Source organism: Arthrobacter sp. Leaf337 (assembly GCF_001423745.1).
In the GTDB taxonomy this organism is placed as follows: Bacteria; Actinomycetota; Actinomycetes; order Actinomycetales; family Micrococcaceae; genus Arthrobacter.
On record NZ_LMPC01000006.1, the window covers coordinates 20,083 to 43,407 of the forward strand.

Consider the following 23,325-nt stretch of genomic DNA (forward strand, 5'->3'; position numbering starts at 1 on the left):
ATTACCCATGGGCCGGCCCTGTCACCACTTTATGGTGGAAGAGCAAACGGCTACGGAACGCCGGCCGCCTGTTCCGCTGCTGCCAGAGTCTGCGAAAACCTGTCCACAGCCAGCTTGTAGTCCGCCGGGTTGCCTGTGGTTCTTTCTTGACCAGCGGTGTGCCTAGCCCGGATCATTGCCGAGGTTGTCGGGAGGGAGGCATCAGTCATGGCGGGAAAATCGAACTGCAATTGAGGGTCCATCTCGTATTGGCGCCATCGGCGCTCAAGCAGATCGTGACGGTCGGCAGTACGCCCGTACTCCCTGACATCCGCGAGGGAACGGTGAGCCAACAACCCCGAGTCAGCGCCCGCGGCTTGGGACACCGTCCTGACCGCCTCGGACTGGCGGCCAAGGGCTTCTTCCGTCCCCAGCGCCAACGGGGTAACGCCCTTTTGGATGAACTGGGCGTTGTACTGGTAGGCCCGGATCTCCGCCGGCGTCATGTAGTCCAGGTCGCCGGGAGATTTCCTGGCCAGCTCCTTGGAACCATAGCGGCTCGCTACGCTGCTGCGAGGGACCGGGAAGAAGAACTTTCCCACGAAAAAGCCGATAGCGATGGCAATCCAAAACGCCCAGTTGGAAAAATCCAACGCTGATGCCGCTACTGCCGCACCCACGGTGCAAGCGGCGTGGCCACCCGAAAAGAGGACCTTGGTGCGGCCGAGCCGGTACACCCGGCGGGGACGGTCCAGTTGTTTCTCGTGGAATGCCTTGAGCGTGGCAGTCCATTCGCTGGCGTTGCTCACCAGTCACTCTCCTCAGTCATGGTGACGACATCACTGTCGACGCTGACACCGGAGACGTGCTGCTGCTCGGCCGTGCCGCGGGCAAACTCCGACACCGGTGTAGGACTTGACCGGTACGGCCCCCCTGCCCAAAGATACCTCTGCGGAACCGCAACCCGGACGCGGTAGTGGTAATGACAACGAGTAACTCCGGACCAAAGCCACCTCGACAATCCTTGTCACGCAGTTAACCGCCCATTCATATCTCCCTCAGAACCTGTCCAACCAGCCTCCCTACGGTCGAATGCATGGATAACATCTCACGCAGATCCCTTCTTTCCGCCAGCCTTGGGGCCGGCCTCGTGGCCGCCCTGCCGGGTGCAGCGTTCGCTACGTCAACCGCGGACGACGCCGGTCTCCGCACCGATCCGTTCATGCTCGGCATCGCTTCCGGCGAGCCGTGGCCGGACGGCTTCGTGATCTGGACCCGTCTGGCCGTTGACCCCGTAGCGGAGGACGGTCTGGGCGGCATGCCCTCCCGCAACGTCGCGGTGGCGTGGGAAGTGGCTGAAGACGCAAGCATGCGCACTGTAGTAGCCCGCGGCGTCGAGCACGCCCGGATTGAAACCGCCCACTCGGTGCACGTCGAACTCAAGGGCCTGCGGCCCGGGCGGGAATACTTCTACCGGTTCCGCGCCGGCAAGCACATCAGCCCGGTGGGACGCACCCTCACCAGCCCGGCGCTGCACGAGACGCCGGCGGCGCTGGCCATGGCGTTCGCCAGCTGCGCGCAGTTCGAGCACGGCTACTTCACCGCGTACTCCCGGCTGGCGCAGGACCACCCGGACCTGGTGCTGCATTTGGGCGATTACCTGTATGAGTACAAGAAGGGCAGCTACGTGATCGGCGGCGGCAACCCGCGCGACCATGAGGGCCCCGAGACCACCAGCCTGGCCGGCTACCGGCAGCGGCACGCGCAGTACAAGGCCGACGCCGACCTGCAGTCCGCGCACGCGATCGCACCCTGGCTGGTGGTCTGGGATGACCACGAGGTGGACAACAACTGGGCGGACGATGTCCCTGAGAACACCGACGCCGGGCAGCTGAACGACACCACCGAGCACTTCCGGCAGCGCCGTGCCGCCGCGTTCCAGGCGTACTACGAGAACATGCCCCTGCGGGCCTCCTCGGTGCCGGCGGGTGCCGACATGAAGATCTACCGGACCTTGCAGTGGGGCCAGCTGGCCAACTTCCACATGATGGACACCCGGCAGTACCGGGACGACCAGCTTGCCGGCGACGGCTGGAAGAAGAACGTCACAGAACGCCTCGCCGAGGACCGCACCATCACCGGCGCGGAGCAGGAGAAGTGGCTGCTGGACGGGTTCAGGAACTCCACCCAGCGCTGGGACATCCTGGGTCAGCAGGTCTTCTTCGCCGAAAAGGACCGGAACGCCGCGCCCGAGATCGACGACGTCTCCATGGACGGGTGGGACGGCTACGCCGCCTCCCGCCGCCGCATTACCCAGGGCTGGGTGGACGCGAACGTCCGCAACGCCGTCGTCCTCACCGGCGACGTGCACCGCAACTGGGCCAACGACGTCAAGGTGGACTATAAGGACCCCTCCTCCCCCGTGGTCGGCTCCGAACTGGTCTGCACCTCCATCACCTCCACTGGCAACGGAACCGGATCAACGGTGGACCCGGTAATGCCCTGGAACCCGCACCTGAAGTTCTACAACGACAACCGTGGCTACGTGAACACTCGCATCACCAAGGACGCGTTGACCGCGGACTTCCGCACCCTGGACTACGTCACGACGCCGGGCGCCCCCGTTTCCACGAAGGCGTCGTTCGCGATCCAGGACGGCGTGCCGGGGCTGCAGGCACGGTAGCCGAAGAACCCCTGCACCAAGGAGGCGGACGACGGCGGGCGCGTGCCCGCCGTCGTCCGCCCACTTTCCCGACGGGTTGTTGTCCCCATGGCAAGGCGCGGCGCAGGTGTGACAGCATTCCCTGTGGGCCGGTCAGCCGAAGCCCGTCATCAGAACTGGGGGAAAATGAACGGCCGAATGCAACCGCAGCTGATGTCCGGCGTCCGGGCGGCACTTATGATCCTCGGGACAACCCTCATGGCTGGCTGCACGGCACCGCAGCAGCCCAACGTGGTAACAAGCAGTTCCGCGCCGGTCACCGAGGCCCCCGCACCAGTGGCGGAAAGCTTCGCCAAGTACGATGCCCTGCGTGCAGAGCTGATTGCGGCGCTGGAAGCGAAGATGCCGGACATCAGCTGGACCGTGGACAAGCCGGCCACCTTGGCCAGGCTGAAGGACGGCAGATGCATGCTCTACCCGCAAACCATGAAGAGCAGCGCCGACGTGGTGGAGCCGTCCAACCAGTTCGCTGACATTTTCGCCGCTGGTGACCCCGTTCTGACGCAGCACGGATTCCCTGCCTTCGATGGAACGGACGCAGTTCCCGGGGGCTGGGTGGTTGCCCGCAGCACGGACGCCGCCGGTGCCACCCTGACGATCGAATCAAAGAGCCCGGCCTACCTGCGCATCAGCGTCCCGGTAGATTCCCCTACGTGCAGCGCGGACGAGATCCCACCAAACTGACGGCGACAGACAAACAACCACTACGGCTTGACGTTATCTAAAAGGGGGACGGGCGGATGCCTGGATTTTATGGCGCCGACATTGAACAGTTGCGGGCACTCGCAAAAACGATGTCGCAGCATTCCGACAAAGTGAACTCGTTGTCCACGGAACTGGGCCAGCTGCTTTCCCGGGCACCGTGGGAAGGGCGTGACGCCGCCGCGTTCCGGGCCGCCTGGCACTCGGAACACTGGCCAACGCTCAAACGCGTTTCCGGCGAACTCCAAAACCAGGCACAGGAACTGGCCCGCAATGCGGACCAGCAGGATCGGGCCAGCACGGGAGCAACTGAGTCTGAAAGTTCAGGAAATCCGGACTCGAACCCTCCCGGGGATCCAGGGCCGTTGGACCCGGAACGCCCCGACGTCGACGTGCCCGGCGACGTCCGCGAGGACCCGGATGCCGGCGATCCCCGCGATATCCGGCAGGGACAAATCGGTGACTGCTGGCTCCTGGCAGGCATAGGCTCGGTTGCCCAGACCCTGGAACGGGAAGGCAAACTTGATGAATTCCTCGCCGAACACATGCGCCCCGTGGGTGATCCGCCCGAGCACTGGGTGGTAACCCTTTACGAAGACGGCAAGCCTGTCGAAGTCACGGTCGAAGCCAAGTCCACCGACGGCGGCGTCCGGGGTGCAGATGGCGAGCCCAACTGGCTGTCAATCTACGAACGCGCCGCGGCGGAGCACCGGGGCGGTTCCTATGAAGACATCGACGGCGGATTCAGCCACGAAGCGATGGAGCTGATGACTGGTAGGTCTGCGGACAAGGACGGCGAACTGGACCTGGCTGAGATCGAGGACAAGCTCGCCGGCGGCCAGGCTGTGTCCGTGGGCACCGAAGACACCAGGGACGACGATTTTGACTGGGTCTGGGAGTCCGACGAAGTCAACCGCACCGACGTCGTTCCCAATCACGCGTACGTTGTGGTTGAGGTGAAAACCAACGATGACGGCGAGAAGGTAGTGGTTCTGGCCAACCCGTGGGGACCGTCCGGCGGCTTCATGAGTGGCGACGACGACCGCAAGGCGGGGACCCTGGAACTGACCGAGGACGAGTACAAGGAAAACTTCGATTCCGTGTACTCCGTGGATACGAAGTGAGGATGGCCGTGGAACAGCTCGTAACAGTCAAACAGGGCATGCAGCCCACGTTCGGCGGTGTCCAGGTGGGAATCGTCAAGATCGGCGTGGCTGACGGCGCCCCGGCAATCCAGGTCTGGATACGGACCGCGGAGCAGGAGCGCAAGCAGGCCTTCCGCGAGGGCCACTCGGTGGCCCTGCCCGGCGCAGGAACCTTGCGGTTCGATTCCATTCAGCCTGCCGACGGCAACACTCCGGCGTCGGCTGTCCTGGCCTACGACGCCGGCAGGGGTTAGAGGGAGGCGCCGCCGCAGATCACGTAGTTCTGCCCGGTGATGGACTTGCCGTGCGGCCCCAGCAGGAACGCGGCCAGGGCGGCCACGTCGTCCGGGTCCACCAGGGCACCGAGCGCCGGCATCCGCACCGGGGTGGCTGCCCGGCCGGGGTCGTTCAGCATCGGGGTGTCGGTCGGGCCCGGCGAGAGCACGTTGACTGTGATCCCCCGCGGCGCGAGTTCCTGCGCCCATGTCCGTCCCAGCCCCATCAAGGCAGCCTTCGTCGCAGCGTAATGGCTCTTGCCCGGCATCCCCGTCGAGGTGCGGCTGCCTAGCAGCAGCACCCTGCCGCCGTCGGGCATGGACGGTACCAAAGCGTTGGCCAGCGCACTGGCCGCCGCCACGTGGACGGCGAACATGCCCGCCAGCGCAGACGGGTCAAGAGAACCCAAGGGAGCGGTCCGCTGGAATCCGGCGGCGTGCACCAGGGCATCAGCCGGCCGCAGCGGCGCCACGGCGTCCGCCAGGGACTCGGGCTCCGACAGGTCGGCCTGCAGCCATTCGAACTTCCCGTCCAGGGAGGTGGAGCTCCTGCTCAGCCCGGTCACGGCCCACCCGTCGGCGAGCAGCCGGCGGGTAATGGCCAACCCGATGCCCGAGCTGCAGCCGGTAACAACAGCGTGCTTGGTCATTCGTCCCCGCCCGGGGTGGTGGTGCCCTCGTACGCCCACTGCGGGTCCACCCGGACGAACTTGATGGCCTGCCGGAAGTACGTGTACGCGATGTTCAAGGAACCGTCCGGCCCCTGGTGGATGGACGGGTACGAGTATTCGCGGTTGAGCCCGTCGCGGGAATTGTTGGACAGGCAGTACCCGTCCCCCACATCCAGGTTCCGCCGGACCGGCCATGACCGGCCCGAGTCCTCGGAGATCGCGAGGGTCATCGGCGAGCGCGGTGTGCCCCAGAAGGCGCGCTTGACGCCGTCGTCCTCGGAGAAAGCTGCAGCGTCCGGCTCAGCCAGCTGGCCCTGTTCCTCGGCCAGGCCGTCGTCGTCGATCTCGTCGTAGAGGGAAAGCCTTCGCTCGGTGTTCTCCTCCGCCCGGCTGTGGTTGTACACCAGGGCGAGGCGCCCGTCCGCGAGCGCGGTGAACTGGATGGAGGAGTTGTTGTTGGGCAGTTCGGTGGGGAGCGGCTCGCTCCAGGTGGAACCGTCGTCGGTGGAGCGGGATTCGTAGATCGAGTCGGCCCAGCGGCTGCGGAACAGGGCCAGCAGCGAGCCGTCGGCCACCGGCTGGATGTTCATGTGCACGCAGCCCAGGCTCCCCGGCAGGACGTGCTCGCTCCAGGTGGAGCCGGCGTCGTCGGAGATCATCACGGCGCTGTCGTCGCTGTTGCCCACCCATTTCTCCCCCGGCGTGGTGATGCAGCGGAAGATCGGCACGATCAGGCGGCCGGAGGGCAGCACCACCGGGAGCTGGCGGACGAACACGCCGCCGGTTTCGTTCGCGGGGAACAGCGTCTCCACCTCACCCCAGGTGCGGCCGCCGTCCGCGGACGTACGACGGCGGACCTCGGCGGTGTCCTGGTTGCCCGCCTTCTGCGCGGTGTACAGCAGCCAGAGCAGGCCATTCGGCGCGTTGAACAGGATGGGGTTCTGCTCGGAGCGGGTGGAATCGTCGGAGAGCTGCTGCGGTTCGGACCACTGGCTGCTGCCGGGCTCCAGCGTGGAGAACCAGATGGAGATGTCCGGCACGCCTTCCTGGGTGCCGCCGAACCAGACGCAGCCCAGCCGGCCGTCCGGCAGGGTGAGCAGGTTGGCGGCGTGGCTCTGCACGGTGGGCGCCGGGAGGTAGGCGAAGTCTGCGCCGTCGGCCCGCTTTACGGCCCCGTCCGGAGTGATGGTGCTGTAGTCGTCCGTGGTGGTGTTCTGCATCGGGTCAGCTCTCCTTGGTTCCGGCATCGGAGGTGGCGTCGGAGCGGGCGGCGTCGAGGTGGGCCTTGGCGATCTGTTCCAGGTGCGTCAGGTCCGAGGCGATGGTGGTGAAGGTGTAGCCCTGGCGCAGCCGTTGGGCCGCCACCTCCCCCGCCGGGGTGTGGATGCCGGCGGCGATGCCCGCGGACGCGGCGGCCTCGGCGATGGTCTCCAGTGCGGCGTTGAATTCGGTTTCGATGGCCGGGTCCCCCGGGAAGGCCCCGCCCACCGCGATGGCCAGGTCCGACGGCCCCACGTAGATGCCATCCAGGCCGGGGGTGGCGCAGATTTCCTTGACGTTGGCCAGGCCGTCCGGCGTCTCGATCATGGCGAACACCAGGGTGGCGGCGTTGGAGTCCGCCGGCTTCGGCCCGATGCGCAGTGCCGAGCGCATGGGCCCGTAGGAGCGGCCGCCCATGGGCGGGTACTTGGCGGCGGCCACCGCGGCGGCGGCGTCCGCGGCCGTGTTGACCAGCGGCACGATGACGCCCACGGCGCCGGCGTCCAGCGCCTTGCCGATGGCCGTCAGGTTGTTGTCCTCCACCCGGACCATGCCGACGGCGGTGTGCCCGGCGTCGATGGCCATCAGTCCGTTCAGCACGCCCGAGTAGCCGAGCAGTCCGTGCTGGGCGTCCAGGGCCACGTAGTCATAGCCCAGCCGGCCGATGCGTTCGGTGGCCACCGGCGCGTCCAGCACGGCCCAGTAGCCCACTGCCTGTTCCCGGGCGCGGATCTTGCGGGCGAATTCGAGGGCCAGTTCGGATGTCATCAGAGTCCTTCAGTTTCGGTGATCGGTTCAGGAAGCAAGTAAGTGTCAGCGGTTGTAGGCGGGCATGGGGCCGCGGAGTTCGGTGCCCACGGCGTCGCAGGCTTCCACGACGTCGGCGGGAAGCGGCCCGTTGGCGACGGCGGCGATGTTGGCCTGGAGCTGTTCCACCTTGGAGCCGCCCAGCAGCATCGAGCCCACGCCGTCGCGGTAGGCCAGCCAGCGCAGCGACAACTCGGCCAGCGTGATCCCCGCACCGTCAGCGATGCCGGAGAGCTCCTCGATGGCGACGAAGAGCTGCCGGTCCCAGTAGCGCTGGGTGTACATGGCGGCCAGCTTGGAGTCGCCGTAGCGGCCCTCGGTGGGCTTGGCGTCGAAGCTGTGCTTGCCGGTGAGCAGGCCGCCGCCCAGCGGGTTGTAGACCATGGTGTGCACGTTGTGGGAGGCGGCGAATTCGAGGTACTCCTCTTCCACCCGGCGGGCCACCAGGTTGTACAGCTGCTGCGCGACGACAGGGCGCGGGGCTCCCACTTCACGCGCCGTGTGGATCACATCGGCAATCTGCCAGGCGGCGAAGTTGGAGACGCCCAGGGCCCCTATCTTCCCTTCGGCAAACAGCTCGGCCACCGTGGCCAGGGTGTCGTGCAGGGGTGTGACGCGGTCCGGCTGGTGCAGGTAGAACAGGTCGATGCTGTCCACGCCGAGCCGGCGGAGGCTGCCTTCCACGCTGTTACGCAGCCCGGCCGGGGACAACGGCGAGTGCTGGCCGTGGTCCGGGTGCGGCATACCGGCCTTGGAGGCGAGAATGACGTCGCCGCGCCGCCCCTTGAGGAGGCGGGAGAGCATTTCCTCGGTGGTTCCCCCGACGTAAGCGTTGGCGGTATCGATCGTGGTGATGCCGGCGTCGAGCGCTTCCTCCACCATCCGCCCCGCGGTGGACTCATCGACGGTGTCGCCGAACGTCATGGTCCCCAGGACAAGCCGGGAGATGGGAAGTTTCAGGCCGTCCACCTGGGCGCCTTCGGGCTGCTTGCTCATGCGTTGATTCCTTGCGGTTGCGTTTGTCAGAAAGTACGGAAGGGGTCAGGCCTGGGCTCAGTTCGATTGCCCGCTGAGGGCCAGGGAGCGGACCAGGTGCCGCGGCTTGAGGCCCGTCATGGTGGAGGGGTCCAGCGCGGCGCGGCGGAGTTTCCGGGTGTAGTCCTCCTTGGGGGCGGTCAGGACGGACGCGGTGGAGCCGTGTTCAACCAGCTTGCCGCGCTGCATCACCATGACCGTATCGCTGATTTCCTGCACCACGCCAAGGTTGTGCGAGATGAAAACGTACGTGATTCCGGTTTCGTCCTGGATGGACTTGAGCAGCCGCAGCACCTGGGCCTGCACGGAGACGTCCAGCGCGCTGGTGGCTTCGTCGCAGACCAGCAGTTCGGGCTTGGACGCGAGCGCCCGGGCGATCCCGATCCGCTGGCGCTGGCCGCCGGAGAACTCGGAGGGGTGCTTGTCCAGGGACTTGACGGGCAGGCCCACCTGGTCGATGAGGGTGGCGGCAGCCTTGTGCCGCTCGGCCTTGGACCGGACGCCCTGCAGCTTCAGCGGCTCGGCCACGATTTCCTGGGCCGTCATGTGCGGGTCCAGGGACCCGTACGGGTCCTGGAACACCATCTGGAACTTGGAACGCAGCGGCCGCAGCTTGGCCTCGCTCATGGCGGCGATGTCCGTTCCGTCCAGCTCGATGCGCCCGCTGGTGGGGGTGACCAGCCGCATCAGCGCCTTGGCGATGGTGGATTTTCCGCAGCCGGATTCACCCACGACGGCGATCGTCTTGCCTTTGTCCACGGAGAAGGACACGTCGTCGACGGCCCGGAAGGTGCCGCCGGGCACGTGGTAGTCCACCACGAGGTTTTCGACGGCGAGGAACGGCTTCGTCATGGCTTTGCTCCAGTTGTGGTCAGGGGTGTGGCTGCGGGGGTTTCGTCCCACGGGCCCAGGACGGGCACGGCGGCCAGCAGGGCACGGGTGTACTCGGTGGCGGGGTGGTCCACGATCTGCTGGACGTCGCCGGACTCCACAAAGGAGCCGTCCTTCATCACGTGGATGCGGTCCGAGATGAGCCGGGCCACGCCGAGGTCGTGCGTGATCATCAGGATGCCGATGCCGCGCTGTTCCTGCAGTTCCAGGAGCAGGTCCAGGATGCCGCCCTGCACGGTGACGTCCAGGGCCGACGTCGGCTCGTCCGCCACCAGCAGCTGCGGCTCGCTGGCCAGGGCGATGGCGATGAGCACGCGCTGTAGCATGCCGCCGGAGAGCTGGTGCGGGTACTTCTTCAGCTGCTTCTCCGGGGTGGGGATGTGCACCTGCTCCAGCAGCCGGACGGCCCGGGCCTGCAAGGCGCCCTTGTCCTTGGCGGACGCGGCGCCGGCGATCCGGATGGCCTCGAAGAGCTGGCTGCCGATCGAGTGGACCGGGCTGAGCGCCGTCATGGGGTCCTGCGGGATCAGCGCCAGGGTCTTGCCGCGCACCTTGTCGATCGCCTTGGGGTCGGCGGTGACGTCGACGCCGTCGATCAGCACGGTGCCGGACAGCACCGCCAGGTCCTCGGGCAGCAGGCGGAGGATGCCCATCGCCGTCGTCGATTTACCGGAACCGGACTCACCGATGATGGTGACCGTCTCGCCCCGGTGGATGCTGAAGCTGACGGAGTCGACGGCGCGGATGATGCCGGCGTCGGTGATCAGTTCCACCTGGAAGTCGCGGACCTCCAGGAGCGGCTGCTCGGTGAAAGTAGGTTGTGCGGTCATGTCAGGCACCCTTCTTCTTGCGGCGGGGACGGTCGCGGAGGCCGTCGCCCAGCAGGTTCACGCCCACCACCATGAGCACGATCACCAGGCCGGGCAGGGTGACCATCCACCAGGAGGTGGTGATGTAGTCCTGGCCGTCGGAGATGATGCGGCCCCAGGTGGCGAAGGGGCGCTGCGGTCCGGCGCCCAGGAAGCTGAGCGCGGATTCGAGCAGCACGGCCTGGGCCAGCAGGAGGAGAACCACCAGGGTGGCCTGCTTGATGACGTTGGGGATGATGTGCTGGATCAGGATCTGGATCCGGTGCAGGCCCAGGATCCGGGCGGCGGAAACGTACGGCTTTTCGCGTTCCACCAGCACCATGGAGCGTGTGAGGCGGGCAACTTCGGGCCATTGGGCGATGGCGATCACGAAGGTGATCACCGGGATGGAGGGGCCGAACAGGGCCACCACCAGCAGCAGCATCATGAGCAGCGGCAGGGACATCTGGGCTTCGAGGAGGCGGGAGACGATGGTGTCTACCCAGCCGCCGAAGTAGCCGGCGGCCGCGCCGAGGATGATGCCGATGGCGCCGGAGACCAGCACGGCCAGCACGCCGATGGTCAGCGAGACCTGGCCGCCGTGCAGCACCCGGGAAAGCAGGTCGCGGCCCAGCTGGTCGGTGCCGAACAGGTGCCCGTCCGTGAACGGCGGCAGGCGCCGGGCGGAGAGGTCCTGGAAGTTGGCGTCCGGCAGCGGCAGCACCTGGGCCAGGATGATCGGGATGATCACCAGCAGGGTGCAGACGGTGCCCACGATGAGCTTCCATTTGGCGGCATTACGACGGCGGGTGGCGCCTGCCTTGGCGATGTCCGCCTTGGTGACGGCGCTGGGGCTGGGCTGCCGGGCCGGCTGCCCGGCCGGGATTCCGGCGGTTGCGGTGTCGCTGAGGCTCATGCTGTTGCCGCCTTTCCAAGACGAACGCGGGGATCAAGAAGCGGGTAGGCGAGGTCGATGAGCAGCTGGACGCCCACGGCCAGCAGCGCGGTCAGGAGGACCGTTGCCTGGATGAGGGGGTAGTCGCGGGTTTCCAGTGCCCGGACGATCAGGGAGCCGACGCCGGGCCAGGCGAACACCACTTCCACCACCACCACGCCGTTGAGCATGGCGGCGAAGCGGGTGCCCAGGGCGGTGAAGACGGGGATGGCGGAGTTGCCCATGGCGTAGCGCCACGTCAGCACGGAGTTCTTGACGCCGCGGGAACGGGCCACCGTGAGGTACGGGGCGGCAAAGTTGGCGGTCATTTCCCGCCGGACCATCCGGGAGATCAAGGCGATCTGCAGGATGGCGATGGTGACGGTGGGGAGCACCAGCCCGCCCCAGGTGGCGAAGCCGGAGGCCGGGAAGATCGGAATCAGCACGGCGAAGCCGGTGAGGAGCATGATGCCAGTCCAGAAGTCCGGCATGGACTGCCCGGCGATGGTCAGCACGTTCACGCCGAGTTCCTTGCCGGTGTCCGGCCGGCGGGACATCCACACGCCCAGCGGAATGGCCACCACGGCGGTGAGCAGGATGGAGGCGGTGGCCAGGGTCAGCGTGTAGGGCATCCGCTCGGCCACCACCTGCAGGGCGGGGGCCTGGAAGGAGTAGGACTGGCCCAGGTTGCCGGTGAACAGCTGCTGCAGGAAGATCCAGTACTGCTCCAGCACCGGCTTGTTCAGGCCGAACTGTTCCCGGACGGCGTCGAGCTGTTCGGTGGTGGCCAGCGGTCCGGCGTAGGAGACGGCGGGATCGCCCGGGGCCATGCGGATGAGGACAAAGACGGTGGACACCGTAAGGAACACGGTCAGCAGGCCCTGTCCCAGGCGCTTCAGGATGTAGTTCGTCATGGCTTAGGCCTCCAGCCGTGCATCAACGAGCGGGTAGGAGTTGGTGGGTGCCAGGTTGATCCCGGACACCCGGTCCCGGTGGGCCAGGACGGATTTGGGCACGAACGCCCAGGCGCAGGGCCAGGTGTCCCAGATGGCCTGCTGTGCCACGGCCATCAGTTCCTGCCGGCGGGCCGGGTCCACCTCGGAGGAGGCGGCCTGGATCTTGGCCTGCACCTCGGGGATCACGTAGCCCTGGTAGGTGTCGCGGGTCTTTTCCTTTTCCGGGGTGCCGGCGTACATGCCCTGCATCATGGTGATGGCCAGGCCGGTGGGGCTGCTGAAGCCGTTGCCCAGCAGGTCCCAGTCGCCCTGCTTGCCCTGGCGCCAGGCCAGGATGTTGCCGCCGGGTTCGAACTGCTGGAGTTCGGTTTTCACGCCGATGGCGCCGAACATCTCCACCAGGGCCTCCATCACGGAGGTGTCGGAGGCGAACTCGCCGGTTTCCCAGATGATCTTCAGGGTGAGGTCCTTGACGCCGAGTTCCGCGAGCCGGGCCTTGGCCTTCGCCGGATCGTAGGTGTAGGTGCCCGTCTTGTGGTAGCCGGTGAGGCTGGACGGGGTGACGCCTTCGGCCGCGCTGACGGAGTCCACCAGCACGTCCTTCACCAGCGCCTCGCCGTCGATGGCCCAGCTGAGGGCCTCGCGGACGCGGACGTCGGCCAGCGGGTGGCCGGCGGGCTTGCGGAAGTTGTAGAAGATCTGGTTCAGCCGGAGGCTGGAGGCCTCTTTAAGTTCGACGCCGGGAAGTCCGGCGAGTTGCTCGCGCGAGTCGGGGGTGATGGAGTCGATGATGTCCACCTCGCCGCTGCGCAGCGCGATGACGCGGCTGGATTCCTCCGGGAGGAAGCGGACTTCCACGTTGTCCACCTGCGGTGCCGGGCCCCAGTAGTTCTGGTTGCGGGCCAGGCTGTAGGTGCCGGCGCCGCGGTTGAACTTGGTGACCACGTACGGTCCGGTGCCCAGGCCTTCCTGCAGTTCCTCCGGCTTGTTCTGCGCGGCGGGGGTTATCAGGATCATGCTCATCAGTGAGTCCAGGATGGGGACGGGCTTCTTGGACACCATCTTGAAGGTGCGCTCATCCACCGGCACCACGGCGGGGAATTCGGGGAAGAAGCCGGCCACGAAGGAGCCCTGCACCTGCTGGTACATCTTCAGGGCGGTGGCCACGTCCTCGATCTTGACGGGGCTGCCGTCCGAGTAGCGGATGCCTTCGCGGAGCCGGACGGTCCACTCGGTGGGGCCGGTCATCTCGAAGCGGTCCGCGAGGACCAGGACGGGCTTGGTTTCGGGGCCGATGGCGGTGAGGCCCTGGCGGACGGAGCGCTGCACGGTGACGGCGGCGTCGAACTGGTTGAGCTTGTTGTCCAGGCTGACCAGGGACCGGTTGAGGGCCAGGGTCAGGGTGCTGGGTCCCGGCAGGCCGGTGGGGCCGGCGCAGCCGGCGAGGCTGCCTGTGCCCAGCAGAAACCCTGCCGCGGCGCCGAACTGCAGCAGCCTGCGGCGGGAAATCTCACTTCCTTGAGGAAGAACGGTCATCGTTGACCTCTCGGTTTGAACGGGGACGGCCTGCCGGTTTGGCTGCGCCGAATGTTGTCTCCATCACTTTGCCACTCCTGCGCAATTTGCGCAACCCTGCTAGCGCGATTCGCGCAATCGTGTCAGAATGAATGCATCCCCGCACCTGGCGGGGGTCCAGCCGACTACTGCGTGAGAGGAGCAATGTGGCTTCCGTATATGTGCAGGCCGACGATTTCTCCGGCGCCGCCGAGGTTGGCTACTGCTTTGTGCAGCATGGGCTGTCCGCGCAGGTCCTGCTCGGAACAGGCACCAATCAGGCAACGTACGACGGCGATGCCTCCTCCGCGGGGCACGTCACCGACGTTGTGGTCACCGATACCCACTCGCGCGGACTTGCTGAAGCCGCCGCCGAAGTGTTGATGGCGGAGGCTTTCTCTGGTCCTTCCGCCTCGGGCGCACATGTGTTCTTCAAGAAGATCGACTCGCTGTGGCGCGGGAACGTCCGGGCCGAAGTTGCCGCGCTGACTGGGCTTGGCTACCACGCCGTTATTGCCGGAGCGCTCCCCCAGCTGCAGCGCTCGGTCCGGAACGGGCAGCCGTTCGTTACCGGGACTCCCCTGGCGCAGACCGATCTCTGGCACGCGGAACTGTCAGCGCCGCCGGCTGATATTCCTTCCCTTCTCCGCCCGGCGGACCCGGACTCGGCGCGGACCTTGGACCTGGCCGCCGTGCGGTCAGGGTCGGTCAGCGAGAAGCTCGCCGGCCTGCTGGAATCCGGCCAGCCCGCGCTGGTCGTGGCTGATGGCGAAACCGTGCAGGACCTGGAACACGTGGTGGATGCACTGCTGGAGCTCGGCTTCACCGCAGGCGGACGGCGTGTGGTGCTCGTGGGTACCGGCGGGACGGCTGACGTTCTCGCGCAGCGGCTGGCTACCCAACTTGCGCGAAATGCGCAATCCGGGGCGCGGGCTGACGCAGCCACCGCGGAACCGCAGGGAAGCACCAGGCCGGTGCTCGCCGTCGTCGGCTCCGCTTCCGGAACGGCGCAGGCGCAACTGGCGCAGCTGGAAGCGCAGGGTTTCACCGTGGTCCGGCTGCACCCGCTGTACGCCGGTGCCACCGGCGCGTACCAACCGGAACTGGCCGAAGTCCGTCACGCCCTGGCAGCAGGCAGCAACGTGGCCGTCACCCTGGCGGCAGGAAAAGTGGACCCGGCGAAAGCCGCCGGCATCGTCCAGGCGCTTTCCGCCTTCGCAGCCGACGCGGCCAAGGGGACAAACGCTGACCTGATCCTCACGGGAGGCGAGACGGCCCGGGAAGTCCTGGACGCCGTCGGCCTCCACCGGCTGGTGCCGCTCGCGGCCGTGCAGCACGGGGCGGTGCTCAGCCGCGCCGAGGACGGAACGCTGGTGGGCACCAAGCCCGGCAGCTTCGGCGATGACCTGGCCCTCCTACAGCTTTACGAGAAAATCCGGGAGCGCCGCGGCCCATCCGCGCATGCTCCCGCCAACACCCTTCCCAGCAAGACTTCCGAACGATCTGGAGCAGACATGACAACCGCAACGAGCAAGACCGAGCAGAACGCCCTTCCCATCGTGGCCGTCACCATGGGCGACGGCGCCGGGGTGGGGCCGGAGGTGGTGGTGGCCGCCGTGCTGGATCCGCAGAGCAACGCCGAGTGCCGGCCCGTGGTGATCGGCGACGCGTTGCGCCTGCGCCAGGCCGCGGACATCCTGGGCATCGAGGCGGACATCCAGGTGATCGAGAACGTGGAGGACGCGGTGTTCACGCCGGGCCGGGTGAACGTGATCGACCTGGCGCTGCTGCCGGAGGACCTGGCGTGGGGGCAGCTCTCCCCCGTGGCCGGCCATGCCGCGTACGAGTACATCCGGGTGGCCAGCGAGCTGGCCATGGCCGGGCGGGTGCAGGCCATCTGCACGGCGCCGCTGAACAAGGAGGCGCTGCACGCCGCAGGGCACATCTTCCCCGGGCACACCGAGCTGCTGGCGCAGCTGACGGGCACGGAGGAAGTGTCCATGATGCTCTCCACCCCCAAGATCCGGGTGATCCACGTGACCACGCACATCGGGCTGATGGACGCGATCCGCAAGATCAACCCGGACCTGGTGGAGCGCACCATCCGCCGCGGGCATGAGGCGCTGGTCCGTGCGGGCATTCCGAACCCGAAGATCGGCGTCTGCGCCATCAACCCGCACGCCGGCGAGAACGGGCTGTTCGGCCAGGGCGAGGAAGCGGAGAAGATCGAACCGGGCGTGAAGGCTGCGCAGGCTGCCGGGATCGACGTCACGGGCCCGCTGCCCGCGGATACGCTGTTCTTCCTGGCCGGCCGGGGCGATTACGACCTGGTGGTGGCCATGTACCACGATCAGGGGCACGGGCCGGTGAAGGTGCTGGGCATTGAGGCCGGGGTGAACATCACGGTGGGCCTGCCGGTGATCCGGACGTCCGTGGACCACGGCACCGCCTTTGACATTGCCGGCAAGGCCATCGCGGATCCGCGCAGCATGGTGGAGGCGCTGCACCAGGCGGCGGAGATGGCCACGCGGCCCAGCGTGGCCGTGTAGCAGCACTGGTTTAGTGGGGGCCGGAACTAGCATGGTAACCACGCCCACGCGAAGGAGACCGGGAATGCTGAGCGCAAATGCCAGGCGCGAGGAGATCTACCACCTTGCCGTCACCACCGGCCTGGCGTCCGTGGAGGAACTGTCCGCACGGTTCGAGGTGACGGCCTCCACCATCCGCCGGGACCTGGCACTGCTGAACGGGCAAGGCCGGCTGGCCCGCACCTACGGCGGGGCGATGGCGCTGGGTGCGCATCCGGAGGCGTCGCTGCGGCAGCGCACGGGTGAGGCGTTTGAGCAGAAGCACGCGATCGCCCGCTGGGCGGCGTCGGTGATCCGGCCCGGGGAGAACATCCTGCTCGACGCCGGCTCCACCGTGGGTGCCCTGGCGCACGAGCTGCGCGGCTTCGAGAAGCTGTCCGTGACCACGCCGGGCATCAACACCATGCAGGAGCTGGCGGATTCGGAGGGCATCGAGGTGGACTGCCTGGGCGGCCGGCTGCGGAGCCTTTCGCAAAGTTTTGTGGGACCGCTGGCCGAGGNGCGGGCGCGGTGCAGCCAGCCATGCAGGAGCTGGCGGATTCGGAGGGCATCGAGGTGGACTGCCTGGGCGGCCGGCTGCGGAGCCTTTCGCAAAGTTTTGTGGGACCGCTGGCCGAGGCGGCGCTGGAGCGGATGAGCTTCGACCGGGTGTTCCTGGGCGCCGATGCCGTCACCGCCGAGGACGGCATCTGCGAGGCCGACCACGCCCAGACCCGGCTCAAGGAGCTCATGGCCCGGCGCGGCCGTGAGGTGTACGTCTTGGCAGATTCGTCCAAGCTTGGGCTTCGGCCGTTCCACGCGTGGGCGCGGCTGGCGCTGCCCTGGACGCTGGTGACGGACGACGGCGCCGATCCGACCGAGTTGAACAAGTTCCGGGAGGCCGGGGTTGAGGTTGAGGTGGCTGCTGTGCGCGGCGGACCGGTGGTTGAGCCTTAGCTCGCGGCGGGCAGTTCGTCGGGGATCCGAGGTTTGGTATTTCCGATGAAGGTGAACCTGGCGTTGTCGCCTTCGCCGTCCACATCCACCACTACGACGTCGCCCTCGTGTATTTCGCCGAAGAGGATCTTTTCGGAGAGCTGGTTTTCGATTTCGCGCTGGATGGTGCGGCGCAGCGGGCGGGCTCCCATGGCGGGGTCGTAGCCGCGGGTGGCCAGGAGCACCTTGGCGGCGGCGGTGAGCTCGATGCCCATGTTCTTGTCTGCCAGGCGCTTCTCCAGTCGGCCGATCATCAGGTTCACGATCTGGATGATCTCGTTCTGGGTCAGCTGGGGGAAGACCACAACGTCGTCTACGCGGTTGAGGAACTCGGGGCGGAAGTGCTGCTTGAGCTCTTCGGTGACGCGGGCGCGCATCCGGTTGTAGCCGGTTTGCGTGTCCGTGCCTGACTGGAAGCCGGTGGCAACGCTCTTGGAAATGTCCCGCGTTCCAAGGTTGGTGGTCATGATGATCACGGTGTTCTTGAAGTCCACCACCCGGCCATGGCTATCGGTCAGGCGGCCGTCTTCCAGAATCTGCAGGAGTGAGTTGAAGAGGTCCGCGTGGGCCTTTTCCACTTCGTCGAACAGGACCACGGAGAACGGACGGCGGCGGACTTTTTCGGTCAGCTGTCCGCCCTCGTCGTAGCCGACGTAGCCCGGAGGGGCACCGAAGAGGCGCGACACGGTGTGTTTCTCGGAGTATTCGGACATGTCCAGGGTGATCAATGAGTCTTCTTCGCCGAACAGGAACTCGGCGAGGGCCTTGGCGAGCTCGGTCTTGCCCACGCCGGTGGGGCCCGCGAAGATGAACGAACCGCCGGGACGCTTCGGGTCCTTCAGGCCGGCACGGGTGCGGCGGATAGCCCGCGAAACCGACCCAATGGCCTCATTTTGGCCCACGACGCGCTGGTGCAGCTCGTCTTCCATCTTCAGCAAACGGCTGGATTCTTCCTCGGTCAGCTTGAACACCGGGATGCCGGTGGAATTCGCCAGCACCTCGGCGATCAGTTCCTCATTGACTTCGGAGATGTCGTCCATGCCGCCCGCCTTCCACCGGCGTTCCTTCTCTCTACGCTGCGCTACGAGCTTCTGCTCCTTGTCGCGCAGGGAAGCGGCGCCCTCGTAGTCCTGGGCGTCAATCGCGGACTCCTTCGCCGTCCTGACGTCGGCGATCGTCTCAGCCATGGCCTTCAGCTCCGGCGGGGCTGTCATCCGGCGGATGCGCAGGCGTGCGCCGGCTTCATCAATGAGGTCGATCGCCTTATCCGGCAGGAAGCGGTCCGAGATGTAACGCTCCGAGAGGTTCGCCGCGGCGACCAGCGCGCCGTCGGTGATGGTCACGCGGTGGTGCGCCTCGTAGCGGTCACGCAGGCCCTTGAGAATCTCGATGGCGTGCGCCACGGAGGGTTCCTTGACCTGGATCGGCTGGAAGCGGCGCTCCAGCGCGGCATCCTTCTCGATGTGCCTGCGGTAGTCGTCAAGGGTGGTGGCACCGATGGTCTGGAGCTCGCCTCGCGCCAGTAACGGCTTCAGGATCGAGGCCGCATCGATCGCACCCTCGGCGGCACCCGCACCCACCAGCGTATGGATCTCGTCAATGAACAAAAGAATGTCCCCGCGGGTGCGGATCTCCTTGAGGACCTTCTTCAGCCGCTCTTCGAAGTCACCGCGGTACTTTGAGCCGGCCACCACGGAGCCCAGATCCAGGGTATAGATCTGCTTGTCCCTGAGAGTCTCAGGGACATCGCCACGGACGATCGCCTGGGCGAGTCCTTCGACGACGGCGGTCTTGCCGACACCGGGTTCGCCGATGAGGACGGGGTTGTTCTTGGTGCGCCGGGAAAGGACGCTTGTTCTCGCGGGCGGCCTGGGTCAGGTTGCGGCCGAACTGGTCCAGGACCACGGAGCCGGCAGGGGTGCCTTCCGGCCGGCCGGCGCCCTCGCCCGCACCGGTGGTTTCTTTGCCCTGGTAGCTGGAGAGCAGCTGGATGACCTGCTGGCGGACCCGGGTGAGGTCGGCCCCGAGTTTGACGAGGACCTGGGCGGCAACGCCCTCACCCTCATGGACGAGGCCGAGCAGGATGTGCTCCGTGCCGATGTAGTTGTGGCCCAGTTGCAGGGCTTCACGGAGTGCGAGCTCCAGCACCTTCTTGGCACGCGGCGTGAAGGGGATGTGGCCGGCCGGGGACGGCTGGCCCGGGCCGAGAATCTCCTGCACCTGCTCGCGGACGCCTTCGAGCGATATGCCCAGGGACTCCAGAGCTTTGGCGGCAACGCCTTCACCCTCATGGATCAGGCCCAAGAGGATGTGTTCGGTACCGATGTAATTGTGGTTCAGCGTGCGTGCCTCTTCTTGGGCAAGGACCACGGCGCGTCGGGCCCGGTCCGTAAATCGCTCAAACATTTTCGCCACACTCCTGGCTACCGCTTACTCTGATGCTACGTTGCCGGAGGCCCTTATGGGGTGTTCGCCGGAGGCAGGATACAGCGAGCCAGGCTCCGTGACCTTCCAGGCAAGAGGCAAGTCTGTCGCCGGCTATCCGGCACTTCACGGCGAGCGATTTTCTGCCGCAATAGCAGCCCCTGCAGGACGCAGCGATGGGACGTCCTGGGCCAGCAGGTGTTCGTCGCCGAGCGCGACGGGCGACGTGCACCGGAACTGGGCCAATGATCTCAAGGTGGTCTACAAGGACCCGGCTTCACCGGTGGTCGGTTCCGACGGCGTAACGGGCAAGTGCTTCCTTGTAGACCGCGGCAATTTCATGGTCGCCCCTGTCGGTGTATTTGGCGATGATGTTCGCGAGGTCGCGTTTGATGACCAAATACGCGTCATACGGTTCACGAGGACGGCGAACGTAATCGTTCATGATGTCCCGCCCACTTGCGCCTCTTCGCGCTCCAGCAGATAGCGAAGAAATGCCGCCTGGTTGTCGATTTCCCGCTGTTTGCGCGGGGAAACCCAACCCAGCAATTCTTTTTCGTTAACCATGATGCTCACTCCTTCCGGTTATGAATTGATGGTCATCCCGTCCAGGCAAGATCCGCGAAAGTTTCAGGCAAGATAGGCGAAGGTCTTGTCGGCGGCAGCCTTGGCCCGGCCGAACACGACATTGAGCGGGCACCTTTCCTCAGTGGAGGCGCCTGTACATCGATCCGTAGGGCTTGTCCAACAAACAAGTCACACGTGTCGTACGCTGGAATTCCCGAAGATCACTAAGCGAGGAATAACGTGCACGAGGACGCCGCCAGGTTCCTGTCCCAGCCGGTGGAGGCCCAGCCCGGCTCGCCGCTCCGGGTTGCCGTGTACTCCCGGATCGCCGAGGCCATCCGCAACAGCCTGCTGACGCCCGGCTCGATGCTCCCCACTGAAACGGAACTAGGCGCGGACATGAAAGTCAGCCGCACCGTGGTCCGCGAAGCGCTGATGCTACTCGAAGAGGACGGCCTCATCCGGGCCCGCCGCGGCGTCGGCCGGTTCGTCGCCGACACCCTCCCCCGCATCGGCATCGAGCGGATCCGCCCCTTCGAGGAAGTCCTCGGCGGCCCCGGGCAGCACATCGAAATCAAACGCATCCAGCGGCAGCGGCAGCCCGCCTCCGAATTCGTCGCCCCCGGCGTGGGCGTCGAGCCCGGAGCCGACTGCTGGTTCTGGGAGTCGGTCCTGATCCGCGACGGTGAAGCCATCGCGCACCTTCAGGAAAACATCTCCGCCGGGCCGGTCAGCCTCGGCAGCAGTTCCGCTGCCGCCGCGCCGTTGGAAATCGACGACGACGGCGGCAGCTCCCTGCTTGCCGGCCTGAACAACCGCTTCGGCCGGGTCCTCGGGCCCGGCGAATGCCAGATCAGTCTGAGCCAGGTGGGCCCAAGCCGGGCCAAGCTGCTGGACCTGCGTGCACCTGATCCGGTCCTCGTGCTGACGCAGTACGTCAGGCACGCGAACCGGCCCTTCTATCTGGCCAAGTGCCTCATCGCGGCACGCGCCGGACACCTTTCCGTGATGCAGTCACTCCAGTCCTGACGCGAGCTAGCCCAAACAACTGCGGGCCGCCCTGAAGCTCTTGATCGACGGAGACCCCCGGATTCCTCAGCGGCCATCAGGCAAGCTTGATCTAAGCTCTTCTGCACGGGAAGCGAGCGCCTGACGCTGGTCCCGGGTGAGTCTTCTAACCTGCAGGTCGAGGACTGCCCGGCTGCCCAACTCTCCCACACCCAATAGCTGACCCACCCGACGCCTTGCCTCGTCCGCGTCCTCTGAATCCTCAATTATCTGGAAGACCTCGTCACGCCGATCCATGGCCTGTACCAGGGCGTCAAGGATCATCAATTCCTGCCTTGTCTGCCGCTCATCTTCATCCATGCGGCGATTCTTGCACGGCGGAAGTCATTAGGGCATGGCGTCCAGTTGAGGATCTTCCACCAGACGGCTCAGTTGACGCGAGGACGGAGGTTCCCGCGCCATGCTGGTCTATATGCTGGAGACTGACGGAAGGCTGGCGTCATGCGGAAACTGATCTACGGCATGAACGTGACCCTGGACGGCTACATCGCCGCGCCCGGCGACGACATTGGCTGGGGCGTGCCGAGCGAGGAATTGTTCCAGTGGTGGCTCGATCAGGAGCTGGCGATCGGCCTGTTGCTGTATGGGCGCAAGCTGTGGGAGACCATGAGTTCCCACTGGCCGACCGGCGACCAGCAGCCCAACGCCACCCCGGCGGAGATCGAATTCGCGCGGAACTGGCGGGACACGCCGAAGGTGGTGTTCTCCTCGACGATTGACAAGGTCGACTGGAACACCCGCGTGGTCACCGGCGACGCGGTCGAGGAAATCACCCGACTCAAGGCCGACGACGGCGGCCCGATGAGGGTTGGTGGCGCAACGCTCGCCGGGGCGGCCATGCGGGCCGGGCTGATCGATGAGTACACGGTCGTGACCCATCCGGTCCTGGTGGGCGGCGGCATGCCGTTCTTCACCGCGCTGGACGGCTGGGTGAACCTGAACCTGATGGAGACGCGGCCGTTTCCCGGCGGCGTGATCATGACCAGGTACGAGACGAGGCGCTGAGCGCGCCTGGTGCTGGCCTTCCCCTCACGACGTAGCGGCCGGTAGCCGGTACGCCACCTCGGGCGTATGGTTCGTCTATGGATCGGATACGGGCCATCCTTCTTCCCGGCAGTGTGCTCCCCGCCCAGCCTGCGTACGAAGCTCTGATTGACGCCCTGGGCCGGGATGTAGAGGCTGTCGCCAAAGACTTGGAGCTCTACGCAGACGATGAGCCGCCGCCTGGCTGGAGCCTGGACACCGAGATCGACGGCGTGCTCCGCGAAGCTGACGCCCGGGGATGGGAGAGGTTCCATCTTGTGGGCTATTCGGGCGGCGGCGCGGCGGCGCTGGCGTTCGCTGCCAAGCATCCCGGACGTCTGCTGAGCCTGGCGCTGCTGGAGCCTGCTTGGGCCGGGAACTGGGACTGGAGCCCCGCGCACGCGGAGCTCTGGAAGAAGTACGAGCAGCTGGAAGCCCTTCCCCCGGAGCAGTTCATGCCCGCCTTCATCAGGCTGGGAGTTAAGCCCGACGTCGTGCTTCCACCACCGCCTCCGGGTCCCCCGCCGCCGTGGATGGCAAAGCGGCCCGCGGGAATCAGGGCGTTCCTGCAGAACTTCAAGAGCTATGACCTGGACAGGGCACGTTTGGCCGCGTTTCCCCAGCCGGTGTTCTTCGCCCTCGGCGGCTTGAGCAACCCGGACGACTACGGCGAGATCGCCGGCCGGGTGGCAAGGGTCTTCTTCCCGGACTTCCACCTGGAGGTGTTCTCCAAGCGCCACCACTTCGACCCGCCACACCGGATCGAGCCGGAGCGACTGGCCGAGTTGCTCCGGAAGCACTGGGAGCGGGCGGAAGGCAGGAGTGAGGCATCAACGGGCTCCTGACTTTGCGGGCACGCGCCGGGCCCCTCTCCGTAATGCGGTCCATCCAGTTTTGACCG

Annotated in this window: 22 protein-coding genes and 2 pseudogenes; 10 read left to right on the top strand and 14 right to left on the bottom strand. The window is 66.5% G+C overall.

Annotated features, from left to right (window positions below; translation table 11 throughout):
- Positions 1-50 precede the first annotated feature (50 nt).
- On the bottom strand, positions 51-788 hold the full coding sequence (locus tag ASF98_RS06360; RefSeq protein ID WP_055799107.1) for a hypothetical protein: 738 nt from the start codon (positions 786-788) through the stop codon (positions 51-53).
- A gap of 287 nt (positions 789-1,075) precedes the next feature.
- Between ASF98_RS06360 and ASF98_RS06365 the strand changes: the two genes are divergently transcribed.
- From ASF98_RS06365 to ASF98_RS06380, 4 genes are all read left to right on the top strand, one after another.
- A complete protein-coding gene (locus tag ASF98_RS06365) occupies positions 1,076-2,662 on the top strand; it encodes an alkaline phosphatase D family protein (protein WP_055799110.1) in 1,587 nt (528 codons plus the stop codon).
- 177 nt (positions 2,663-2,839) lie between these two features.
- Complete coding sequence (locus ASF98_RS06370) at positions 2,840-3,385, top strand: hypothetical protein (protein WP_235505631.1); 546 nt, start codon at positions 2,840-2,842, stop codon at positions 3,383-3,385.
- A 56-nt stretch (positions 3,386-3,441) separates the two neighbouring features.
- Complete coding sequence (locus ASF98_RS06375) at positions 3,442-4,527, top strand: C2 family cysteine protease (RefSeq protein WP_082506739.1); 1,086 nt, start codon at positions 3,442-3,444, stop codon at positions 4,525-4,527.
- Positions 4,528-4,535: 8 nt separating this feature from the next.
- Positions 4,536-4,802: a hypothetical protein gene (locus ASF98_RS06380; RefSeq protein ID WP_156372316.1), complete on the top strand. Its 267-nt coding sequence runs from the start codon at positions 4,536-4,538 to the stop codon at positions 4,800-4,802.
- Here the strand turns inward: ASF98_RS06380 and ASF98_RS06385 are convergent.
- Genes ASF98_RS06385 through ASF98_RS06425 form a run of 9 tightly spaced genes read right to left on the bottom strand, consistent with a single transcriptional unit; the run spans position 4,799 to position 13,761 of the window.
- Complete coding sequence (locus tag ASF98_RS06385) at positions 4,799-5,473, bottom strand: SDR family NAD(P)-dependent oxidoreductase (RefSeq protein WP_055799120.1); 675 nt, start codon at positions 5,471-5,473, stop codon at positions 4,799-4,801. The two genes, ASF98_RS06380 and ASF98_RS06385, sit on opposite strands and share 4 nt — an antisense overlap.
- On the bottom strand, positions 5,470-6,714 hold the full coding sequence (locus ASF98_RS06390; RefSeq protein ID WP_055799123.1) for a sialidase family protein: 1,245 nt from the start codon (positions 6,712-6,714) through the stop codon (positions 5,470-5,472). Before ASF98_RS06390 ends, ASF98_RS06385 begins: the two co-directional genes overlap by 4 nt.
- A 4-nt stretch (positions 6,715-6,718) precedes the next feature.
- The gene (locus ASF98_RS06395) at positions 6,719-7,522 is read right to left on the bottom strand and encodes an HpcH/HpaI aldolase family protein (protein WP_055799126.1); all 804 of its coding nucleotides are present in this window, start codon (positions 7,520-7,522) and stop codon (positions 6,719-6,721) included.
- A 45-nt stretch (positions 7,523-7,567) separates the two neighbouring features.
- On the bottom strand, positions 7,568-8,557 hold the full coding sequence (locus tag ASF98_RS06400; protein ID WP_055799128.1) for an aldo/keto reductase: 990 nt from the start codon (positions 8,555-8,557) through the stop codon (positions 7,568-7,570).
- 57 nt (positions 8,558-8,614) lie between these two features.
- A complete protein-coding gene (locus tag ASF98_RS06405; protein WP_055799131.1) occupies positions 8,615-9,448 on the bottom strand; it encodes an ATP-binding cassette domain-containing protein in 834 nt (277 codons plus the stop codon).
- On the bottom strand, positions 9,445-10,317 hold the full coding sequence (locus ASF98_RS06410; RefSeq protein ID WP_055799133.1) for an ABC transporter ATP-binding protein: 873 nt from the start codon (positions 10,315-10,317) through the stop codon (positions 9,445-9,447). The genes ASF98_RS06405 and ASF98_RS06410 overlap by 4 nt, the downstream gene beginning before the upstream one ends.
- A gap of 1 nt (position 10,318) precedes the next feature.
- Positions 10,319-11,251, bottom strand: coding sequence for an ABC transporter permease (locus ASF98_RS06415; RefSeq protein ID WP_055799136.1), 933 nt, complete (start codon positions 11,249-11,251; stop codon positions 10,319-10,321).
- Entirely contained in the window at positions 11,248-12,183 is a 936-nt protein-coding gene (locus ASF98_RS06420; protein ID WP_055799139.1) for an ABC transporter permease, read from the bottom strand. Before ASF98_RS06420 ends, ASF98_RS06415 begins: the two co-directional genes overlap by 4 nt.
- A gap of 3 nt (positions 12,184-12,186) precedes the next feature.
- Complete coding sequence (locus tag ASF98_RS06425; protein WP_055799142.1) at positions 12,187-13,761, bottom strand: ABC transporter substrate-binding protein; 1,575 nt, start codon at positions 13,759-13,761, stop codon at positions 12,187-12,189.
- A 185-nt stretch (positions 13,762-13,946) separates the two neighbouring features.
- Here ASF98_RS06425 and pdxA point away from each other — a divergent pair, with 185 nt between their 5' ends.
- The 3 genes and pseudogenes from pdxA to ASF98_RS06440 all read left to right on the top strand — a co-directional run.
- On the top strand, positions 13,947-16,328 hold the full coding sequence (pdxA, locus tag ASF98_RS06430; RefSeq protein WP_055799145.1) for a 4-hydroxythreonine-4-phosphate dehydrogenase PdxA: 2,382 nt from the start codon (positions 13,947-13,949) through the stop codon (positions 16,326-16,328).
- A 64-nt stretch (positions 16,329-16,392) separates the two neighbouring features.
- Positions 16,393-16,867, top strand: a 475-nt coding sequence (locus ASF98_RS06435) for a DeoR/GlpR family DNA-binding transcription regulator (protein WP_156372328.1), incomplete at its 3' end; no start/stop codon positions are given.
- Position 16,868: 1 nt separating this feature from the next.
- Positions 16,869-17,303 (top strand): annotated as a pseudogene (locus tag ASF98_RS06440) (DeoR/GlpR family DNA-binding transcription regulator); the annotation flags it as partial.
- Here the strand turns inward: ASF98_RS06440 and ASF98_RS06445 are convergent.
- From ASF98_RS06445 to ASF98_RS25010, 3 genes and pseudogenes are all read right to left on the bottom strand, one after another.
- Positions 17,300-19,748, bottom strand: a pseudogene (locus ASF98_RS06445) (ATP-dependent Clp protease ATP-binding subunit). The pseudogenes ASF98_RS06440 and ASF98_RS06445 overlap by 4 nt on opposite strands.
- A 295-nt stretch (positions 19,749-20,043) precedes the next feature.
- Positions 20,044-20,211: a hypothetical protein gene (locus ASF98_RS24060; RefSeq protein WP_156372317.1), complete on the bottom strand. Its 168-nt coding sequence runs from the start codon at positions 20,209-20,211 to the stop codon at positions 20,044-20,046.
- Positions 20,208-20,333 carry a hypothetical protein gene (locus tag ASF98_RS25010; RefSeq protein WP_268760417.1) on the bottom strand — a complete coding sequence of 42 codons (126 nt, stop codon included), beginning with the start codon at positions 20,331-20,333 and terminating at the stop codon, positions 20,208-20,210. Before ASF98_RS25010 ends, ASF98_RS24060 begins: the two co-directional genes overlap by 4 nt.
- Positions 20,334-20,573: 240 nt before the next feature.
- On the opposite strand from ASF98_RS25010, the gene ASF98_RS06450 reads away from it, so the two are divergent.
- Positions 20,574-21,362: a GntR family transcriptional regulator gene (locus tag ASF98_RS06450; RefSeq protein ID WP_055799148.1), complete on the top strand. Its 789-nt coding sequence runs from the start codon at positions 20,574-20,576 to the stop codon at positions 21,360-21,362.
- A 66-nt stretch (positions 21,363-21,428) separates the two neighbouring features.
- On the opposite strand, the gene ASF98_RS06455 is transcribed toward ASF98_RS06450, so the two are convergent.
- Entirely contained in the window at positions 21,429-21,701 is a 273-nt protein-coding gene (locus ASF98_RS06455) for a DNA gyrase subunit A (RefSeq protein ID WP_055799151.1), read from the bottom strand.
- A 141-nt stretch (positions 21,702-21,842) separates the two neighbouring features.
- Here ASF98_RS06455 and ASF98_RS06460 point away from each other — a divergent pair, with 141 nt between their 5' ends.
- Positions 21,843-22,406, top strand: a complete 564-nt coding sequence (locus ASF98_RS06460) for a dihydrofolate reductase family protein (RefSeq protein ID WP_055799154.1) — start codon at positions 21,843-21,845, stop codon at positions 22,404-22,406.
- Positions 22,407-22,483: 77 nt separating this feature from the next.
- Positions 22,484-23,269 carry an alpha/beta fold hydrolase gene (locus ASF98_RS06465; RefSeq protein WP_055799157.1) on the top strand — a complete coding sequence of 262 codons (786 nt, stop codon included), beginning with the start codon at positions 22,484-22,486 and terminating at the stop codon, positions 23,267-23,269.
- The last annotated feature ends 56 nt before the right edge of the window (positions 23,270-23,325 follow it).

What these genes read in the sequence shown, in the direction of transcription:
- ASF98_RS06370 (WP_235505631.1), top strand. Translation starts at nt 2,840, where the DNA reads ATGCAACCGCAGCTGATGTCCGGCGTCCGGGCGGCACTTATGATCCTC.
- ASF98_RS06390 (WP_055799123.1), bottom strand. Translation starts at nt 6,714, where the DNA reads ATGCAGAACACCACCACGGACGACTACAGCACCATCACTCCGGACGGG.
- ASF98_RS06420 (WP_055799139.1), bottom strand. Translation starts at nt 12,183, where the DNA reads ATGACGAACTACATCCTGAAGCGCCTGGGACAGGGCCTGCTGACCGTG.
- ASF98_RS25010 (WP_268760417.1), bottom strand. Translation starts at nt 20,333, where the DNA reads ATGGTTAACGAAAAAGAATTGCTGGGTTGGGTTTCCCCGCGCAAACAG.
- ASF98_RS06400 (WP_055799128.1), bottom strand. Translation starts at nt 8,557, where the DNA reads ATGAGCAAGCAGCCCGAAGGCGCCCAGGTGGACGGCCTGAAACTTCCC.
- ASF98_RS06465 (WP_055799157.1), top strand. Translation starts at nt 22,484, where the DNA reads ATGGATCGGATACGGGCCATCCTTCTTCCCGGCAGTGTGCTCCCCGCC.
- ASF98_RS06395 (WP_055799126.1), bottom strand. Translation starts at nt 7,522, where the DNA reads ATGACATCCGAACTGGCCCTCGAATTCGCCCGCAAGATCCGCGCCCGG.
- ASF98_RS06455 (WP_055799151.1), bottom strand. Translation starts at nt 21,701, where the DNA reads ATGGATGAAGATGAGCGGCAGACAAGGCAGGAATTGATGATCCTTGAC.
- ASF98_RS06385 (WP_055799120.1), bottom strand. Translation starts at nt 5,473, where the DNA reads ATGACCAAGCACGCTGTTGTTACCGGCTGCAGCTCGGGCATCGGGTTG.
- ASF98_RS06375 (WP_082506739.1), top strand. Translation starts at nt 3,442, where the DNA reads ATGCCTGGATTTTATGGCGCCGACATTGAACAGTTGCGGGCACTCGCA.
- ASF98_RS06460 (WP_055799154.1), top strand. Translation starts at nt 21,843, where the DNA reads ATGCGGAAACTGATCTACGGCATGAACGTGACCCTGGACGGCTACATC.
- ASF98_RS24060 (WP_156372317.1), bottom strand. Translation starts at nt 20,211, where the DNA reads ATGAACGATTACGTTCGCCGTCCTCGTGAACCGTATGACGCGTATTTG.
- ASF98_RS06405 (WP_055799131.1), bottom strand. Translation starts at nt 9,448, where the DNA reads ATGACGAAGCCGTTCCTCGCCGTCGAAAACCTCGTGGTGGACTACCAC.
- ASF98_RS06410 (WP_055799133.1), bottom strand. Translation starts at nt 10,317, where the DNA reads ATGACCGCACAACCTACTTTCACCGAGCAGCCGCTCCTGGAGGTCCGC.
- ASF98_RS06425 (WP_055799142.1), bottom strand. Translation starts at nt 13,761, where the DNA reads ATGACCGTTCTTCCTCAAGGAAGTGAGATTTCCCGCCGCAGGCTGCTG.
- ASF98_RS06415 (WP_055799136.1), bottom strand. Translation starts at nt 11,251, where the DNA reads ATGAGCCTCAGCGACACCGCAACCGCCGGAATCCCGGCCGGGCAGCCG.
- ASF98_RS06365 (WP_055799110.1), top strand. Translation starts at nt 1,076, where the DNA reads ATGGATAACATCTCACGCAGATCCCTTCTTTCCGCCAGCCTTGGGGCC.